The following is a 15,706-nucleotide window of genomic DNA, read 5'->3' as shown; positions in this document are numbered from 1 at the left end:
AACGCCCACGCCGGAACCGGCCGGCCGTCCGTTGGGCCGGCTACGCCGTCCCGGAAGACGCCGCAGCCGACGGCGCCGCGCCCGGCGCGGCCGTACCGCGGCCGGTGCCCTCGGAAGGGGCCACAGCCCGGTACGCCGTACCCGCGCCCTCCGGGGCGCCGAAGCGGGCCAGGGTGTGCCAGACCATCTTCAGATCCTGGAGCTCGTGCTGGCCGGTGCGGGCCGCGTCGCCGATGATGCGCGGCGTCAGCAGGCCGCGCTCGGCGATCAGCGCGCCGAGGTCGGCGTACTCCGGGCCCCGGTAGCCGGCGTGGCGGCGCAGTGCGGTGACGGTGAGCCGGTAGCCGGGGTGCCACTCCAGCGGGAAGGCCAGGTCCCGGGCCGCCGCCTCCACCGGGGTGCCGCGGTGGCTCGCGTCGAGCACGAGGGCCTCCACGTCCCGGGCGAGCAGCACACCGCCGTGCACATGGCTCTCGATGTAGTCGTTGAGGGGGTCCTGCTCGTCCGCGTCCGCGAGCACGATCAGCGGCATCGCCGGGGCCACGCCGAAGTCGCTGGGCTCGGCCGCGCTGTCGGGGTAGCAGAAGGTGGCCCGGTCCAGGACTGCTCCGGCCAGCCTGAGATGCGAGGAGCCGAAGCGCGGGGCCGCGCCGACGACCTGGTGCCGGAAGTTCAGGGCGCCGTACGACGGGCGCTCGAACGGGGGCGCGTCGTCGTAGGCGCCGCCGAAGATCCGGCTCTCCCAGCGTGTCCGGTCGCCTCCCGGGCGGGCGGTGAGACCGCCGTTGCTGGTGCCGGTGACGAACTGCGAGTGGTACGCGCCGTCCCGGGCCAGCGCCTCGAGGATGGGCAGTCCTCCGGAGACCCGGTCGGGGTGAAAATTGAGGGTGATGCGCAGACCGGGGTCGAGCGGTGGGCCGTTCACCCCGGCGGCGACATGGTCCAGCGCCCGTCGGGCGCGCGGCGGCAACCCCTGCCGGAAATCCATTGGCCCACCCTCCCCTTGGCTACTTAGGCTAGCTGTGAACCTAGACCTATTAGGTTTTATGGACCACCAGGTTCACGGCAACGAATCCGGAAGGACTCCCCCATGAGATCTCTCACCGAGCAGGACATCCGCAACTCCTTTGTCAACTGCTCCAAGGGGGAGGCCAAGCGGCTGACGGTGCCGCGGGACCTCGGTGAACGCCCGTGGGACGACCTGGACTTCCTCGGCTGGCGGGATCCGGGGGCGCCCGACCGCAGCTATCTTGTCACCGAACGGGACGACCGGCTGGTCGCCGTCGCCCTCCGCTTCCAGGCCTCGCAGCGCGGGTTTCTGCACCGCAGCATGTGTTCGGTGTGTCTGACCACGCATCCCGGCGGCGGGGTGACGCTGATGGCGGCGCGCAAGGCGGGGGCCGCGGGCCGCGAGGGCAACTCGGTCGGCCTGTACATGTGCACCGACCTGGCGTGTTCGCTGTATGTGCGGGGCAAGAAGGTGCCGGAGTCGGGCACGCGGTTCGAGGAGAGCCTGACGATGGAGGAGCAGATCGCCCGTACGACGGGCAATCTGCGCGCGTTCATCGACAAGCTGTATGCCTGACGGCGCCGTATGCCTGACGGCGCCGTATGCGTGACGGCGCCGTGGGCTGCGGCACTCTCGCGTAGGTCGCAACCACCGGTCGCGCGGCCGGGCGGCCGCCACCCGGTGAGGGCCGCGGTCGTGCGCGGACAGCAGCATCTTGTTGCCGGTGCGCCGCCACCACTCCAGCACGCTCGCGGCCATCGTCTCGTCGCGGTGGCGCATGCTCGCGGCCGACTGGGCCGGGTCGTCGAAGCCGTAGGCGTACTGGGCGGGCCACCCGGTCCACAGCGGTGGCGTGGCAGCGGGTGGGCTGCCTGGTCGAGGGCCCTGACGACCGGGTCTTCGGCGGCCGCCCGGACGGTCGCCGACGGCGCGGCGGGCATGGGCTGCGCGGCGGCGGCCGCCACCGACGCCGGGACGGTGGCGCACAGGCGGCCGGTGAGCAGGGCCAGGACGGTGATCGGATGTCGTGTCACGCGCTCCGGGCTCCTGTCGCGGCGTCGGCGGGAGCCACCCGGTTGCCCACCGCGTCACCACACCGGCCGGCCCCGGACCGGCTACGGCCCACCCGACGGACCGCCCCCAGGACACCGGACGCACCCGCTCCGGGTCCCGGCCGACGCCCCGGCCACCCGCCGGCCCGCCCCGACACGGCACCGGAGCACCCGCCCGGTCCCGACCGGCTGCGCCCTACCCGGCAGAGCACCCCGTCAGGACACCGGGCGCGCCCACTCCGGGTCCCGGCCGAGAGGAAGGCGAGCAGCGCCGCCGTCTCGTCCAGCGGTTCGTCGGACGTCAGGGCGGGGGCGAACACGCCGTACTCGCGAAGCCGTGGGACCAGCTGGTCGGCGGTCGGCCGGAGGGCCGCCGCCAGCGCCGGTGTGAGTGGCCGGTTCCGACCGGTGGCGACGGCGATGTCCCAGGCGTGCACGGCGGCGTCCAGCGCTCCCGCACCGGCGGCCGGCGGCAGGGGCAGCGGGCCCAGCGGCGTAGGCACGGACGCGGCGTCGGCGGGCAGCCCCGCACAGGCCTCTGCCACGGCGTCCAGGACCTTGTCCAGCTCGGCCACCGCATCGCCGTACAGGGCGTCGGCCGGCCGGAACGGGTCCTCGCCCGGCCGGCCGGCGGTGAGCGCGAGGCCGTATGCCTGCTGGTCGATCCGTGCGTGGTTGAGCACCTGCCGTACGGTCCATTCGGAGCACGGCGTCGGCCCGCCCCAGGCCTCCTCCGGCACCGCGGCGACCACCTCGCGCAGACAGGCGTGCGCCAGCCGGAGCAGCTCGACGCCCTCGGGCTCGCCCACACCCTTGTTCTCCCCCATGCCGACCCCTTTGCGGACAGCTCCGGTCCGCAAGGGGGGACGTTCGATGCGGCCGAGGAACGGGAACAGGCCAAGCAATGCACGACGTACGGAAGTGGCCCACGGGACTGTGGCGTCTGCTGGAGCGGCGCCGGGAGCCGGTGGTCGTCCAGACGCTGCGGTCGGCGACGGCTGCGACGATCGCCTACGTCATCGCCCTGCGGCTGAGCCCCGAGCCGGCCCCGCTGACCGCGCCGCTGACCGCGTTGCTGGTCGTCCAGGTGACCTTCTACGCCACCCTCACCAACGGCATCCGCCGGGTGAACTCGGTGGTCGCCGGCGTGCTGGTGGCGATCGCCTTCAGTGTGCTGGTGGGGCTGACCTGGTGGAGCCTCGCCCTGCTGATCGTGGCCTCGCTGGCCGTCGGGCATCTGGTGCGGGTCGACGAGTACGTGGCCGAGGTGGCGATCAGCGCCATGCTGGTCCTCGGCGTCACCACCGTCGGGTTCACCGCCTGGGCGCGCATCGTGGAGACGCTGATCGGCGCGGTCGTCGGCACGGCCTGCAACCTGCTGCTCCCGCCCCCGGTGTGGGTGGACGAGGCGGGCCGCTCGATCGAGGACCAGGCACGCCGGGTACGGCAGTTGATGCTGCGGATGGGTGAGGAGGCCGCCGGCCGTATCCCCTGGGAGCGGGCGGCCGAGCGGCTGCACGAGGCACGCGGGCTGGACCAGCACATCACCCGGGTGGACGCGTCGCTCAGGCAGGCGGAGGACAGCCTGCGGCTCAATCCGCGGGTCAAGGAGGGGCTGCTGCACCGGGTGGTGCTGCGGACCGGTCTGGACGCGCTGGAGATCTGCACGGTGGTGCTGCGGGTGCTGGCCCGTACCTTCACGGACCTGGCCAAGGCCCGCGGGGCCGAGGAGCTGTTCCCGCCCCGGGTGGGGGCGACCGTCGAACAGCTGCTGTCGGAGATCGCCGACGCGGTGGTCAGCTTCGCGGTCCTGGTCACCACCCACCTGAGCGAGAACGCCGAGTCGGCGGAGGCCCGTCTGTCCGCCGAGCTGCACACGGCGGCCGGCACCCGGGACCGGCTGGCCGAGCTGCTCCGGGAGGAGATCGGCAGGGACTGGGCGAACTGGCAGCTGTTCGGGGCCGTGCTGACCGAGACGACGCGGATCATCGACGAGCTGAACACCGAGCACCGCACCCGGCGCCTGTTCGAGGAGCTGGACCGGGTCTCCCGGAGGCAGCGGGCGAAGCTGCCCCGGATGACCCGGGTGCGCGAACGGCTCGGGGTACAGGAGGAGCTGTGGCGGAACCGTGCGGGGTTCGGTGAGCGTTCTTGGTGAGGGGGAGCGCCGGGCGAGGCTCGGCGCGACGGGTGCCGGGCGAGGCTCGGCACGACGGAGTTCGAGAGGTGCCGGGGCGGCCGGCACGGACTGCGTGGGGTGCCGGGCGACCGGCACGGATGCGAGGGGGCGACCGGATGGCCGGTTCCGGAGTGCGGATCGACGGGAACACACTGCGGTTGCCGGGCGGGGTGGCAGTGCGGTTCATCCGCACGCTGCGGCTGCCGGAGTCGGGCACGCATCCGCTGCCGCCCGGGCTGGGCGAGTTCCCCGTCCGGCGGGTCTCGGACCACCCCGACACGGTCCCGGCGGAGTGGCGGGCGCGCGGTGGTGTGCTGCTGCCGGTGTATCTGCGCGAGGCGATGTGGCTGAGCTTCTCCGGCACGAGGGAGCCGGCGGCGCTCCAGGTCGGGGTCGGCAAGGTGTGCGCGGTGTCCGGCCGGCCCTGGAGCGACCGGCTCGCCCGGGATCCGCAGAACTACGTGGTCCTGCCCCGCCAGCCCTGGCTGGACGGCATCAACTCCGGCAGGGGGACGGTCCGCCAGTTCGTCGCCGTACCGCTCGGTCTCGGTGCGACGGTGGAGGGGCAGGTCACCGGCGAGGAGGTGTGGGGCGGCGTGCAGCTGCAGTCGTTCCCGCTGCGGGAGCCGCTGCTGTCCGAGTGGCGGCGCCGTGAGCGGGAGCGGGAGGAGGCGCGGCGCAGGGCCCTGGCGGCCGGGCCGACGGGCGGGTACGGCGCGCCGATGATGGCGTCCGCGCCCGGCGCGATGCCGCCTCCCGCGGCCCCCGGCGGGGCGCCTCGGGGCGCCGCCATGGGTCTGGGTGTCGGCGGCTCGATGCGCCAGGAGGTGTACCGGGACGAGCGGCCGCTGACGGACTGGTCCGAGGAGCCCGCAGGGCGGGTGTTCGTGCATCTGGTCACGCCGCCGGAGTGGCGGCGTATCACCGGCGAGGCGCCCCCGCCGTCCCCGGTCGACCGGGCGGCGTACACCCGGGCGGGGCTGCCCTGGTACGACTACTACGACGCCGATGCCGGGGATCTGGCCCCCACGGACACCCTGGGGGCGTTCAAGCCGGCCGGCGAGTGGCTCGGGGACGACCTGGACCCTTGGCAGGCGCCGTCCGCCGGCCAGGTGACCCCGCTGAAGGACGCGACGGGCAAGCCGGTCGAGGACGGCGACTGGTAGATCGCGTTGCATGGTGCGCAACGCCTGTTGCCGTGCTTGCCCTTTGCCGTCGCCAGGGGCCAAGGTGGCTGTCACGACCGGGGCCACCGACGACCTGAGGTGCTGCATGAACACGGACGACGAGCCGGTGAACGGACGCTGGAGCAGGCGCCGGTTCGTCGGAGCCGTGGCGGGCACGGCGGCCGTGGTGGCGGTCCCGTCCCCGGCGGCCCCGCCGACCGGCACCCGGGCCGCGGCGGACGATCCCAGGCCCGCCGCACCACCCCGTGGGCCCTCCGGTCCGCGTCCGCTGTACGTGGGCACCTACACCTCGGCCGACGGCGGCGGCACCGGCATCGGACTGGCCTCCTACGACCCGGCGACCGGCCGGATCACCGGCTCCGGCACCCTCACCGGCGTCCCGGACCCGTCGTACCTCGCCGTGCACCCTGACGGCCGCACGCTGTACGCGGTCGACGAGCGCCAGGACGGCGGCGTGACGGCCGTACGCCTCGCCGACCGGCGGGTTCTCGGCACCCGCGGCACGGGCGGCGCGGGCCCCTGTCATCTGTCGGTGCATCCCTCCGGACGCTGGCTGCTGAGCGCCAACTACGGTTCGGGCAGTGTCGCCGTGCATCCGGTCGACTCCTCCGGCGCCCCGGGCGAGCGCACCGACCTGGTCACGCACACCACCCCGCCCCCCGCCCCGGGTCAACAGGGGCCGCACGCCCACCAGTTCGTCACCAGCCCCGACGGCGGCCATGTCCTCGCGGTCGACCTCGGCACCGACACCGTCTACAGCTACCGCCTGGATCCGGCGAACGGCACGCTGACGGAGGTGGCGCAGGCGCACACCCGGCCCGGTGCCGGACCGCGCCATCTGACCTTCCATCCCGGCGGCCGGTACGCCTATCTGGCCAACGAGGTGGACGACACGGTCACCGTCTGCGGGTACGACCCGGCCTCCGGTCGGCTGACCATCGGCGAGCCGCAGTCCACGGGGTCGGGCGGCGGCACCAACTACCCGGCGCAGTTCGTCGTGGCGGCGAACGGAAGGTACGCGTTCCTGGCCAACCGGGGCGACAACAGCCTCGCGCGGTACACGATCGAGGCCGACGGCGCCCGGCTGCGGCTGCTCGGCACAGTGCCGGTGGGCGGGGACTTCCCGCGGCAGATCGCTCTCTCGCCGGACGGCGGACTGCTGTTCGCGGCGAACCAGCGCTCGGGGACGGTCACCGCCTTCCACGTCGACGCGGACAGCGGTGAACTCCGGTCGGCCGGCGAGCCGTTCGCCTCACCGGTCGCCGTCTGCGCGCTGCCGCTGTAGGGACCCGTCCGGCGGATCATGCCGCGGACGCGGGGTGCGGCACGCACATCCGCACGCTCCGGACCCCGCTCACGTCGGCCGGTCAGGCACCGCCGCCTCCCTGCGACCTGAGCCACGTGACAGGCCCTCGCGCGCGCGGGCAGGCGGCGGCGGTGGCCTGGGCCAGCAGGGCGTGCATGCGCTCGGTGAGCTGGGCGACGTCGTCGGCGGGCGCGTGGAAGGGCAGCCGTACGTCGCCATGGGCGCGGGTGCGCTCGATGCGCAGGGTCAGTCCGTGCCGGTCGACGGCGAGGGGCAGCACGCGGGTAGCGGCGTGCAGGCTCTCCGGCCGCACCAGGCGGGTCAGCCGCTCGACGGCGTCCGGGTGGGCGTCGGCGAGGTGGGTCAGGAGCCGGGCCTCGGCCTGGGCGAGCGGGTCGGGCCGGGCGGCGGCGTACTCGTCCGGGTCGACCACCACGGCCCCGGAGGACCGCCGCAACACCGCCCGCGTGGGCCGGAAGAGCAAGGTGCCGCGGTCCGGTGCGAACCAGCCGGCGAGGTGGAGCCGGGCCCGGATCCGGCCGCGTACCGGTACGGGGGCCACGTCGGCGAACTCGAGTACGGCGGAGGGTTCCTGGCGTGGGGCGCAGATGGCCGCGGTCAGCAGGGCGCTGTCGTCGGGCACCGTCAGCCGCACGGCGCCGTCGTCGGTCACGGTGTGCGCGCCGACGTACTCCTCGCGGGCGCCGTCCGCGGTCACCGCGCACGACCAGGCGACGGCCAGCACCGACCGTGCCCGTTCCGCGGCGCCGGGTGCGGCCGTCCAGTCCTGCGTGTCACCCATCCGAGACCTCCTTAGGTAAACCTTGCCTAACCTATCGGAGATCGGGGTGCACGCCAACCGCACCCCACCGGCGGAAAAAACCAGTGCGGGCGGTCAGGCCGTGGTCGAGTGATGGTCAGGTGATGACACCCAGCAGCGCCCGCGCGCACAGGTCCCGCACCTGCTCGCGGGTCAACTCGCCGTCGCGCAGCCACTCCAGGCAGACGGCGGTGGTGAAGGCGAGCCAGCCGCGCACGGCCAGGCGGACATGCGGAGCGCTCTCGTAGACGGGGCCGAACTCGGGGTCGGCGGCCAGCGCGGCGAGGATCTGCTGCTCCTGGGCGGCCAGGGCCCGCTGGTAGACCCGGCGGACGGCCTGGTCGCCGGCCGCGTCGGCGCGGTGGAAGGCGCGGAAGCCGTGGGCGTGGGCCTGCACGTAACCGAGGTAGGTGTCGAGGCCGGCGGCGAGCTGCTCGCGCACCGGCACGCCGGGCACGGCCGCCGTCATGCGCAGCATCCGCTCGCTCTCGCGCTCGACGACCGCCGCGAAGAAGTCCCGCTTGGTCGGGAAGTAGTGGTACAGCAGCCCTCGGGAGACCCCGGCGATCTCGGCGACCTGCTCGATCCACACGTCGTCGTAGGGGCTCTCCGAGAACAGCTTCGCGCCGACGGACAACAGCTGCGCACGCCGTTCCACGGTGCTGAGTCTGCGCCGGGCGCGCTCCCCCTGGTTCGCGGGCATGGCGTCACTTTACTTGACGCGGGTTCAACAAGCGGACCAGACTGAAACAGGTTATTGAACCCACGTACAACACGGCGTGCGCCACAGCTTCACTCGCAGGTTCAACGGTCCGCTGGATCAAGGGAGATCGGCGTCATGGCGGAGACGACGCAGAGGACGCAGACGACGGAGACGGAGCTGCCCAAGGGGTTCCGGAGCGCCGAACTGGGCTGGCCCGAGCTGCACCGCATTCCGCATCCGCCGCGCCGGGTGCCGCTGCTCGGCGATGTGCTCGGCGCCGACCGGCGCAGGCCGGTGCAGGACTCCATGCGCTTCGGGCGCGACCTGGGTCCGATCTTCCGGCGGCGGGCCTTCGGCAAGGAGTTCGTGTTCGTGTGGGGCGCGCGGCTCGCCGCGGACCTGGCCGACGAGTCCCGGTTCGCCAAGCACGTCGGTCTCGGCGTGGCCAATCTGCGGCCGGTCGCCGGGGACGGCCTGTTCACCGCCTACAACCACGAGCCCAACTGGCAGCTCGCGCACGACGTCCTGGCGCCCGGCTTCAGCCGGGAGGCCATGGAGGGCTACCACGGGATGATGCTGGCGGTCGCGGAACGCCTGACCGCTCACTGGGACCGTGAGGCGGCGGCCGGGCGCACGGTGGACGTGCCCGGGGACATGACCAAGCTGACCCTGGAGACGATCGCGCGGACCGGGTTCGGGCACGACTTCGGCTCCTTCGAGCGGGACCGCCCGCACCCCTTCGTCACCGCGATGGTCGGCACGCTCACCCACGCCCAGCGCCTCAACAGCGTGCCCGGGCCGCTGGCCCCGCTGCTGCTGCGCACCGCCGCCCGGCGCAACGCGGCCGACATGGCCCACCTCAACAGCACCGTCGACGACCTGGTCGCAGAACGGCGCCGGTCGGGTCGCGGGGACGGTGACCTGCTGGACCGGATGCTGGAGACGGCGCATCCGGAAACGGGCGAGAAGCTGTCGGCGGAGAACGTCCGCAGGCAGGTGATCACGTTCCTGGTCGCGGGCCACGAGACCACCTCGGGCGCGCTCTCCTTCGCCCTGTACTACCTCGCCCGGCACCCCGAGATCGCCGCCCGGGCCCGCGCCGAGGTGGACCGCGTCTGGGGCGAGGACGCACGCCCCGGCTACGACCAGGTGGCCAAGCTGCGCTACGTCCGCCGGGTGCTGGACGAGTCCCTGCGGCTCTGGCCGACCGCCCCTGCCTTCGCCCGGGAGGCCCGGCAGGACACCGTGCTCGCCGAGGAACACCCGATGCGCCGGGGCGCGTGGGCGCTGGTGCTGACACCGATGCTGCACCGCGACCCGGAGGTCTGGGGCGAGGACGCCGAGCGCTTCGACCCGGACCGCTTCGAGGCGGCGGCCGTACGGTCTCGTCCCCCGCACACCTTCAAGCCGTTCGGCACCGGCGCGCGGGCGTGCATCGGCCGCCAGTTCGCCCTGCACGAGGCCACCCTGGTCCTCGGCCTCCTGCTGCGCCGCTACGACCTGCTGCCCGACCCGGCCTACCGGCTGACCGTCACCGAACGGCTGACGGTGATGCCGGAGGGGCTGCGATTGGGCTTGGCGCGGCGCACGTGCCCCGAAGGGGCGCAGGGCGGTGTCGGCCATGCGGCTACCGCCGCGGAGGCGGGAGCGGCCACGACGAGCCCGCAGGCGCACGACGCCCCCTTCCGCCGTTCCCAGGGGATCGCCCGGTCAGCCGCCGGTTGTCCGGTGCACCGGGCGGGTGGCTGAAGCGGGCAGCCGGGTCCCGACGCCACCGCGGGCCGCGTGGCGCATGGTCGCTCACGGACCGCGCCACCACCACCGGTGCACGGTTCAGGACCACCGGACGGGCCCGCATTCACCCGTTCGGCCCACGTGAGATCGCCTCCCCGTACCGGAAGGCCTTCAGTCGTGGGTGGAGACCTTCCGGTACTCGGACGTTCCGGCAAAGGAGTCGCTCATGACCGCCAGGCCCCGGTTCACCCTTGCCGCCGCGATGAGCGGTGCCGCGCTCACCGTCCAGCTCCTGTTCGGCGCCGCCCCGTCCACGGCCGCTGCGAGTCCGTCGCCGTCACCGTCCTTCAAGGTCGGCGAACCCATACCGGCGTCCAGCGCCGGACTCCCGATCTGTCTCACGCGCGTCGACACCACGTTCGTGCTGCTCTACCGGCAACGCGCGATCGTCGTGGCCGGCACCGGCCATGTCGTCCAGCGGATCCTGTCGCCCGGCGGGGCCTACGACGACGGCACGGTGCAGCTGCGCTTCAACACGGACGCCAAGAGCATCACGTACACGCCGCAGGGCGAGCGGTCGCCCAGGACCGAGGTGTGCAGGCCTCGCATGTAGAACTCATCGTCCGAACACCTCGAAGGCCACCGCCGGCATGCCGCCGAAACGTTCACCGGTGGTCCTGGCGTTGGTGGTCAGGAAGGTGCGGACATACGTTTCCGGGTCCTCGTCGGTCAGAGCCTCGATGTAGGAGCGGTGTTCGAGCAGGGAGCGCACCGCGCGCTCCAGACCGGGCCGCGCGTCGACCGCGTGGGTGGGCCGGCTGGAGCCGACGACCGCCACCCAGCGGACGCCGCCCCAGGGTTCGAGTCCCAGCTCGGTGAGTTCCGGGAAGATCCACCGGTTGCCGGCGTCCGCGACGGCGTCCAGGGTGGCCCGGCCCACGGCGACGTGGTCGGGGGTGTTCCAGGCGACGTCGCCCCAGGTGTCGCGGTGGTTGAGGGTGAGGACGAGTTCGGGGCGGTGGCGGCGGATCGCGGCGGCGATGTCGCGGCGCAGCGCGAGCCCGTACTCGATCACCCCGTCGCGGTGGTCGAGGAACTCGACCGAGCCGACACCCACGACGGCCGCACTGGCCCGCTGCTCGCGTTCGCGCAGCGGGCCGCAGACGGCGGGGTCGAGGGTGCCGATGCCCGCCTCGCCGCGGGTCGCGAGGACGTAGGCGACCTCGCGGCCGGTGTCGGTCCAGGCGGCGACCGCCGCGGAGCACCCGTATTCCAGGTCGTCGGGGTGCGCCACCACGGCCAGGCCGCGCTGCCAGTCCTCCGGCATGGGCTGGAGTCGGGCGTTCTTCGGCTCGGTCATGGGCTGCAGACCAGTTGCGGCGCACTCCCGCGTCCCTTCGGGGCGCTGCCTCACACCTCGTCCCGTGCCAGCCCCAACAGCCGGTCCAGGACTCGCGGCGCTCCCGCGCGCAGGCCGTCGTGCTCGAACTCGTTCGTGACCCAGGTGCGCAGGCCGCGGATCGCCCGTGCGGTCTCCAGCGCGTGTGCGGTGTCGACGTACATGTCGTCGTGGTAGACGGCCGCCACGACCGGGACCTCGTTGGCGGCGAGGCGGGCGGGGTCGTAGAGGGGCTGCCAGTCGGTGCGGGCGGCGAGCAGGTCGGCCGTCTCGCGCAGCGGGCGCAGGGCCGGGTCCGCCTCGAACATCCAGGGGTGGACCGTCTCGCCGGTGAACAGCACCGGGGTGTCGCCGGCGAGCGCCTTGGCCGCGTCGAACTGCGGGAACTCGGCGCGGACACGCTCGGCGGACCAGGCCGTGGGGCGGGTGTCCTGGCCGTAGATCGACTCGTGGACGAGCGCGTAGAGGGGGTGGGCGGCGTACGACAGCTGGGACTGGGCCTGTTCCTGGAAGGCGTCGGACAGTTCCAGGCCGCCCGGTGTGCGCACGAAGGCGTCCTCCAGGAGGTGGTGCAGCCGGTGGCTGCCCTCGCTCGTACCGAGCGTCAGGCCGAGGGACTGGAAGGCCTCGACCGTGAAACGGTAGCCGTTCGGGAGGCTCACCTCGTGGGTCAGCAGGTGGTCGGCGATACGGCGGGCCCGCTCGACGTCCTGGGGGTAGCGGGCGTAGTGCGCGGTGACCTTGCGTTCGATGCGCGGGTAGGCCGCGCGGTAGACGTCGTCGGCGTGGGCGTGCAGGGAGGGCAGGCCTCCGGTGATGACGGCGGTGTCCAGGCCCTCGGGGGCGAGGGAGAGGTACGACACCGTGCAGAATCCGCCGAAGCTCTGGCCGAGCACGGTCCAGGGGGCGCCGCCGGTGACCTGCGGGCGGATCGCCTCGCAGTCCCGGACGATGGAGTCGGCGCGGAATCGGGTGAGGTAGTCCGCCTGCTCGGCGGGGCCGCCGCGCAGCGGGAGCGTCTGCCGGGAGGCCGGGGTGGAGCTGCCGGTGCCGCGCTGGTCGAGCAGCAGGACTCGGTAGTCCTTCAGCGCCCGGTCGAGCCAGGCCTGACGTCCGACGAAACGATTTGCCCCGAAGCCTGGACCACCCTGGAGGTACAGCAGCCACGGCAGCTCCTGCCCGGCCTTGTCGCTCGCGACGGCCTCACGGGCGTACAGCTCGATCGTCTCCCCGTCCGGGGTGGCGTGGTCGAGGGGCACGGTGAAGCGGCGGTCGGTGAGGATGACACCGGGCTGGCGGTAGCTGAGGCTCAACGGGTCTCCCGGGACGGACGAGACGGGCGGTACGGACGGGTCCCAGTTCAGCACATGACCGGACCCGCGCCGAGCCCGGGGATCATGGATTGTTACTGAATTTCCGGTCAGCGCCCGGCTCGCCGGGCGGCACGCGGCGCTCAGCGTGCGGCGAGGCTGGAGCGGCGCACCACCAACTCCGGCTGGAGCACCACCCTGCGGTGCTCGTGGGTCCGCTCGCCCTCCCCCTGCTCGGTCTCCTCCAGCAGCAGCTCGGCAGCGAGGGCGCCCATGGTGACGGCGGGCTGCCGTACGGAGGTCAGCGGTACGGCGGCGGCCGCCGCGAACTCGATGTCGTCGTAGCCGACGATGGCGAGGTCGTCGGGGACGCTGACACCGGCCGCGTACATGGCCTGCAGGACGCCCAGGGCGAGCAGGTCGTTGGCGCAGAACGCGGCGGTGGGCCGGTCGGCGAGGCCCAGCAGGCGGGCTCCGGCGTCGCGGCCGGCGGCCACGTCGAGGCGTTCGGTGGGCAGCTCGCGCAGCGCCTCGGGGCCGAGTCCGGCCTCGGCCAGGGCGGTCAGGGCGCCGGTACGGCGGTCGCGGACCTGGTTGAGTCCGGGCGGTCCGCTGACATAGGCGATGGAGCGGTGCCCGGCGTCCACCAGATGACGGACCGCGAGCGCGCCGCCGGCCACGTCGTCCACGGACACCGAGCACTCGGTGGTGCCCTCGGCGACCCGGTCCACCAGCACGAACGGGATGCCGTGCCGGCGGAAGGTCTCGATGTTGCGGCCGGTGGCGTCGGCCGGGGTCAGCAGCACGCCCCGCACCCGCTGCTCGGCGAAGAGCGCCAGGTAATCGGCCTCTTCCGCGGCGTTCTGGGCGCTGTTGCACACCATCACACCGAGCCCCGCCTCGCGGGCCGCCCGCTCGGCGCCACGGGCCACGTCCACGAAGAACGGGTTGCCCATGTCGAGCACGAGCAGCCCCATGATCCGGCTGCGGCCCGCGCGCAGCTGCCGCGCGGACTCGCTGCGGACATAGCCGAGCCGGTCGATCGCGGACAGCACCCGCGCCCGTGTCTCGTCGGCGACCGTGTCCGGGCGGTTGATGACGTTCGACACCGTGCCCACCGACACTCCGGCGGCGCGGGCGACGTCCTTGATACCCACCGACTGGGCCATCGGATTTCAGACCTCCAGGGATGACGAGGGGCGGCGGGCGGATCCTCACATTACCGTCACCGCCCCCTTTGACGGTCCGCTCATGCAGGCAGGGAGAACTCCACGACGTGCAGCGCCGAGGGCGTCGTACCGGTGGACTTCTCCTGGTACATGAACGACAGCACGTTGTCCGACCTGGCGCGCATCTCGTCGATCACGACCTCGCCGAAGGCGTCGAGGCCGCCACCGTCGAAGAGGAGGGTCCAGTCGGTGTGGCCGGAGGACCTGGAGGCGCCGGCGACACGGCCGTGGGGGAAGACCGCATAGGCGTTGTCGTACTTGTCCAGGATCAGCTTGGTGCGCTGGCTGGAGCCCAGGGGGACCGGGATCTCGGTCTTGCTCCAGCTGCCGGAGGAGTTCTTGCGGAGGTGGAACGCGCGGCCGTGCGCGGTGCGGTCGGCGACGTAGTCGGTGGTGCACCGGCCGAAGCGGCCGGGGACATAGCTGATGATCGCGTGCGGGAGGCCGGCGGAGTCGGTCCACTGGCTCTCCTGGTTCATCAGGGAGTGGTCGGGGCCGAGGGGGTCGACGACCAGTCCCGGGTCGGTGACGGAGACGGTGTCCGCGGTGCCCGTGGTGCCGACGAGGGCGCCGGCGTCGTTGCGCCAGGTGCGGCCGCGGTCCGTGGAGCAGACGTAGCCGGTGTCGTGGTTGGTGATGCCACCGCTGCTGCACATCACGGCGGCGTTCTGCTCGCGCCAGGTGAAGAGGGAGTGCAGCCGCCCGCCCGTGTCGTAGTCGATGCCGTGCAGGTACATGTTGCGGGCGGTGCTGGAGCCGTGCGAGCTGGTGTAGGTACCGGTGGAGCCGGACCACTCCCCCAGCGCCGTCCATGACGAACCGTCGTACTCCGCCAGGGCGTTGCGGCCGTTGCCGGAGACACCGGCCCGGTAGCTGAGCTGGAGCCTGCCCTCCGGGGTGGAGACGAACTGCGGATAGGTGAACTGCGAGGTGAGCGCGAGGCCGTCGAGGGAAGTCTGGACGGGGCCGAGGACGGACGGACTCCAAGGCGTGGACGCCGGGTTGTCGAGGAGGCCGGCGCCGGACTTCACGTAGAAGAAGCCGTCGCTGTGGGAGTCCATGGTGAGGTGCAGGCGGCCGTCCACCCGGGAGACGCCCATGGAGATGACGTTGTGGGAGTCGCTGGCCTTGAGGACGTGCGAAAGGGCGGTGGTCGACCAGCTGCCGGCTCCGGCGGCCCGGCGGGCGACGACCGCGTTGCCGGTGGCGGTGTACCACGCGGCGTACTGGTAGCCCCTGTACGTCAGCAGGCCGTTCTTCTGGAACGAGTTGTTGTTGACCAGGCCGTCGTAGGACACGAAATAGACGGCCCGGGAGTCGAGCAGGGTCGTGCTCCTCCTGCTGACGGCAGGTCCGGGATCGGCGGCCCGCGCGATGCCCGGCGTCGCCACGTTGGCCAGGACGGCCGACGCGAGCACGGTGCGTCTTTTCATGAGCGGCTCCAGGAAGGGGACCTCAGGCGAGGTGGAAGACCTCGGTGAGCGGCTTCATCGCCTCGTCGGGGCGGGATCCGTCGAGGGACTCGAAGAAGGGGGCCATCTCGGCCTGCCAGCGGGCGTTGACCTCGGTGGCCGCCATGCCGGCCAGGGCGGCGCCGAAGTCCTCGGTCTCCAGGTAGCCGACGAGCAGGCCGTCGTCGCGCAGGAAGAGGGAGTAGTTCTGCCAGCCGGTGGCGGAGAGCGCCGCGCGCATCTCCGGCCACACGGCGGCGTGGCGTTCGCGGTACTCGGTGATCCGGTCCTTTCGGACCTTGAGCAGGAAACAGACGCGCTGCATGA

At 73.0% G+C, this 15,706-nt stretch carries 15 protein-coding genes; 6 read left to right on the top strand and 9 right to left on the bottom strand.

Features of this window, described 5'->3' with window-relative positions; translation table 11 throughout:
- Positions 1-40 precede the first annotated feature (40 nt).
- Positions 41-988, bottom strand: a complete 948-nt coding sequence (locus tag ACWGJ5_RS01295; RefSeq protein ID WP_453307729.1) for a DUF3626 domain-containing protein — start codon at positions 986-988, stop codon at positions 41-43.
- A gap of 102 nt (positions 989-1,090) precedes the next feature.
- Here ACWGJ5_RS01295 and ACWGJ5_RS01290 point away from each other — a divergent pair, with 102 nt between their 5' ends.
- Positions 1,091-1,585: an FBP domain-containing protein gene (locus ACWGJ5_RS01290; RefSeq protein ID WP_453307728.1), complete on the top strand. Its 495-nt coding sequence runs from the start codon at positions 1,091-1,093 to the stop codon at positions 1,583-1,585.
- 454 nt (positions 1,586-2,039) lie between these two features.
- Here ACWGJ5_RS01290 and ACWGJ5_RS01285 read toward each other — a convergent pair whose 3' ends face one another.
- Positions 2,040-2,888 (bottom strand): TIGR03086 family metal-binding protein, encoded by an 849-nt coding sequence (locus ACWGJ5_RS01285; RefSeq protein WP_453307727.1) that lies wholly within the window; start codon positions 2,886-2,888, stop codon positions 2,040-2,042.
- A gap of 77 nt (positions 2,889-2,965) precedes the next feature.
- Here ACWGJ5_RS01285 and ACWGJ5_RS01280 point away from each other — a divergent pair, with 77 nt between their 5' ends.
- The 3 genes from ACWGJ5_RS01280 (at position 2,966) to ACWGJ5_RS01270 (ending at position 6,712) form a co-directional block, all read left to right on the top strand.
- On the top strand, positions 2,966-4,219 hold the full coding sequence (locus ACWGJ5_RS01280) for an FUSC family protein (RefSeq protein WP_453307726.1): 1,254 nt from the start codon (positions 2,966-2,968) through the stop codon (positions 4,217-4,219).
- Between the two features lie 137 nt (positions 4,220-4,356).
- Positions 4,357-5,406 carry a hypothetical protein gene (locus ACWGJ5_RS01275; RefSeq protein WP_453307725.1) on the top strand — a complete coding sequence of 350 codons (1,050 nt, stop codon included), beginning with the start codon at positions 4,357-4,359 and terminating at the stop codon, positions 5,404-5,406.
- A 106-nt stretch (positions 5,407-5,512) separates the two neighbouring features.
- Complete coding sequence (locus ACWGJ5_RS01270) at positions 5,513-6,712, top strand: lactonase family protein (protein WP_453307724.1); 1,200 nt, start codon at positions 5,513-5,515, stop codon at positions 6,710-6,712.
- Between the two features lie 82 nt (positions 6,713-6,794).
- On the opposite strand, the gene ACWGJ5_RS01265 is transcribed toward ACWGJ5_RS01270, so the two are convergent.
- Both ACWGJ5_RS01265 and ACWGJ5_RS01260 read right to left on the bottom strand, forming a co-directional pair.
- Complete coding sequence (locus tag ACWGJ5_RS01265) at positions 6,795-7,535, bottom strand: DUF2470 domain-containing protein (protein WP_453307723.1); 741 nt, start codon at positions 7,533-7,535, stop codon at positions 6,795-6,797.
- Positions 7,536-7,650: 115 nt separating this feature from the next.
- Positions 7,651-8,256: a TetR/AcrR family transcriptional regulator gene (locus tag ACWGJ5_RS01260; RefSeq protein ID WP_453307722.1), complete on the bottom strand. Its 606-nt coding sequence runs from the start codon at positions 8,254-8,256 to the stop codon at positions 7,651-7,653.
- 135 nt (positions 8,257-8,391) lie between these two features.
- Here ACWGJ5_RS01260 and ACWGJ5_RS01255 point away from each other — a divergent pair, with 135 nt between their 5' ends.
- Together ACWGJ5_RS01255 and ACWGJ5_RS01250 are read left to right on the top strand one after the other, a co-directional pair.
- Positions 8,392-10,005 carry a cytochrome P450 gene (locus ACWGJ5_RS01255; RefSeq protein ID WP_453307721.1) on the top strand — a complete coding sequence of 538 codons (1,614 nt, stop codon included), beginning with the start codon at positions 8,392-8,394 and terminating at the stop codon, positions 10,003-10,005.
- Positions 10,006-10,216: 211 nt separating this feature from the next.
- Positions 10,217-10,603 (top strand): hypothetical protein, encoded by a 387-nt coding sequence (locus ACWGJ5_RS01250; protein ID WP_453307720.1) that lies wholly within the window; start codon positions 10,217-10,219, stop codon positions 10,601-10,603.
- A 3-nt stretch (positions 10,604-10,606) separates the two neighbouring features.
- On the opposite strand, the gene ACWGJ5_RS01245 is transcribed toward ACWGJ5_RS01250, so the two are convergent.
- From ACWGJ5_RS01245 to ACWGJ5_RS01225, 5 genes are all read right to left on the bottom strand, one after another.
- Positions 10,607-11,350: a PIG-L deacetylase family protein gene (locus tag ACWGJ5_RS01245; RefSeq protein ID WP_453307719.1), complete on the bottom strand. Its 744-nt coding sequence runs from the start codon at positions 11,348-11,350 to the stop codon at positions 10,607-10,609.
- Between the two features lie 50 nt (positions 11,351-11,400).
- Entirely contained in the window at positions 11,401-12,702 is a 1,302-nt protein-coding gene (locus ACWGJ5_RS01240; protein WP_453307718.1) for an alpha/beta fold hydrolase, read from the bottom strand.
- A 140-nt stretch (positions 12,703-12,842) separates the two neighbouring features.
- Positions 12,843-13,868 (bottom strand): LacI family DNA-binding transcriptional regulator, encoded by a 1,026-nt coding sequence (locus ACWGJ5_RS01235; RefSeq protein WP_453307717.1) that lies wholly within the window; start codon positions 13,866-13,868, stop codon positions 12,843-12,845.
- 80 nt (positions 13,869-13,948) lie between these two features.
- The gene (locus tag ACWGJ5_RS01230; RefSeq protein WP_453307716.1) at positions 13,949-15,361 is read right to left on the bottom strand and encodes a BNR repeat-containing protein; all 1,413 of its coding nucleotides are present in this window, start codon (positions 15,359-15,361) and stop codon (positions 13,949-13,951) included.
- Between the two features lie 22 nt (positions 15,362-15,383).
- A complete protein-coding gene (locus tag ACWGJ5_RS01225) occupies positions 15,384-15,704 on the bottom strand; it encodes an L-rhamnose mutarotase (RefSeq protein WP_453307715.1) in 321 nt (106 codons plus the stop codon).
- Positions 15,705-15,706 lie beyond the last annotated feature (2 nt).

The organism is Streptomyces sp. NPDC054783 (assembly GCF_053611725.1).
The sequence above is the reverse complement of the archived record's forward strand: the minus strand, read 5'-3'. Positions and strand labels throughout refer to the sequence as shown.

What these genes read in the sequence shown, in the direction of transcription:
- ACWGJ5_RS01295 (WP_453307729.1), bottom strand. Translation starts at nt 988, where the DNA reads ATGGATTTCCGGCAGGGGTTGCCGCCGCGCGCCCGACGGGCGCTGGAC.
- ACWGJ5_RS01260 (WP_453307722.1), bottom strand. Translation starts at nt 8,256, where the DNA reads ATGCCCGCGAACCAGGGGGAGCGCGCCCGGCGCAGACTCAGCACCGTG.
- ACWGJ5_RS01230 (WP_453307716.1), bottom strand. Translation starts at nt 15,361, where the DNA reads ATGAAAAGACGCACCGTGCTCGCGTCGGCCGTCCTGGCCAACGTGGCG.
- ACWGJ5_RS01225 (WP_453307715.1), bottom strand. Translation starts at nt 15,704, where the DNA reads ATGCAGCGCGTCTGTTTCCTGCTCAAGGTCCGAAAGGACCGGATCACC.
- ACWGJ5_RS01255 (WP_453307721.1), top strand. Translation starts at nt 8,392, where the DNA reads ATGGCGGAGACGACGCAGAGGACGCAGACGACGGAGACGGAGCTGCCC.
- ACWGJ5_RS01290 (WP_453307728.1), top strand. Translation starts at nt 1,091, where the DNA reads ATGAGATCTCTCACCGAGCAGGACATCCGCAACTCCTTTGTCAACTGC.
- ACWGJ5_RS01280 (WP_453307726.1), top strand. Translation starts at nt 2,966, where the DNA reads ATGCACGACGTACGGAAGTGGCCCACGGGACTGTGGCGTCTGCTGGAG.
- ACWGJ5_RS01270 (WP_453307724.1), top strand. Translation starts at nt 5,513, where the DNA reads ATGAACACGGACGACGAGCCGGTGAACGGACGCTGGAGCAGGCGCCGG.
- ACWGJ5_RS01250 (WP_453307720.1), top strand. Translation starts at nt 10,217, where the DNA reads ATGACCGCCAGGCCCCGGTTCACCCTTGCCGCCGCGATGAGCGGTGCC.
- ACWGJ5_RS01245 (WP_453307719.1), bottom strand. Translation starts at nt 11,350, where the DNA reads ATGACCGAGCCGAAGAACGCCCGACTCCAGCCCATGCCGGAGGACTGG.
- ACWGJ5_RS01265 (WP_453307723.1), bottom strand. Translation starts at nt 7,535, where the DNA reads ATGGGTGACACGCAGGACTGGACGGCCGCACCCGGCGCCGCGGAACGG.
- ACWGJ5_RS01275 (WP_453307725.1), top strand. Translation starts at nt 4,357, where the DNA reads ATGGCCGGTTCCGGAGTGCGGATCGACGGGAACACACTGCGGTTGCCG.
- ACWGJ5_RS01285 (WP_453307727.1), bottom strand. Translation starts at nt 2,888, where the DNA reads ATGGGGGAGAACAAGGGTGTGGGCGAGCCCGAGGGCGTCGAGCTGCTC.
- ACWGJ5_RS01235 (WP_453307717.1), bottom strand. Translation starts at nt 13,868, where the DNA reads ATGGCCCAGTCGGTGGGTATCAAGGACGTCGCCCGCGCCGCCGGAGTG.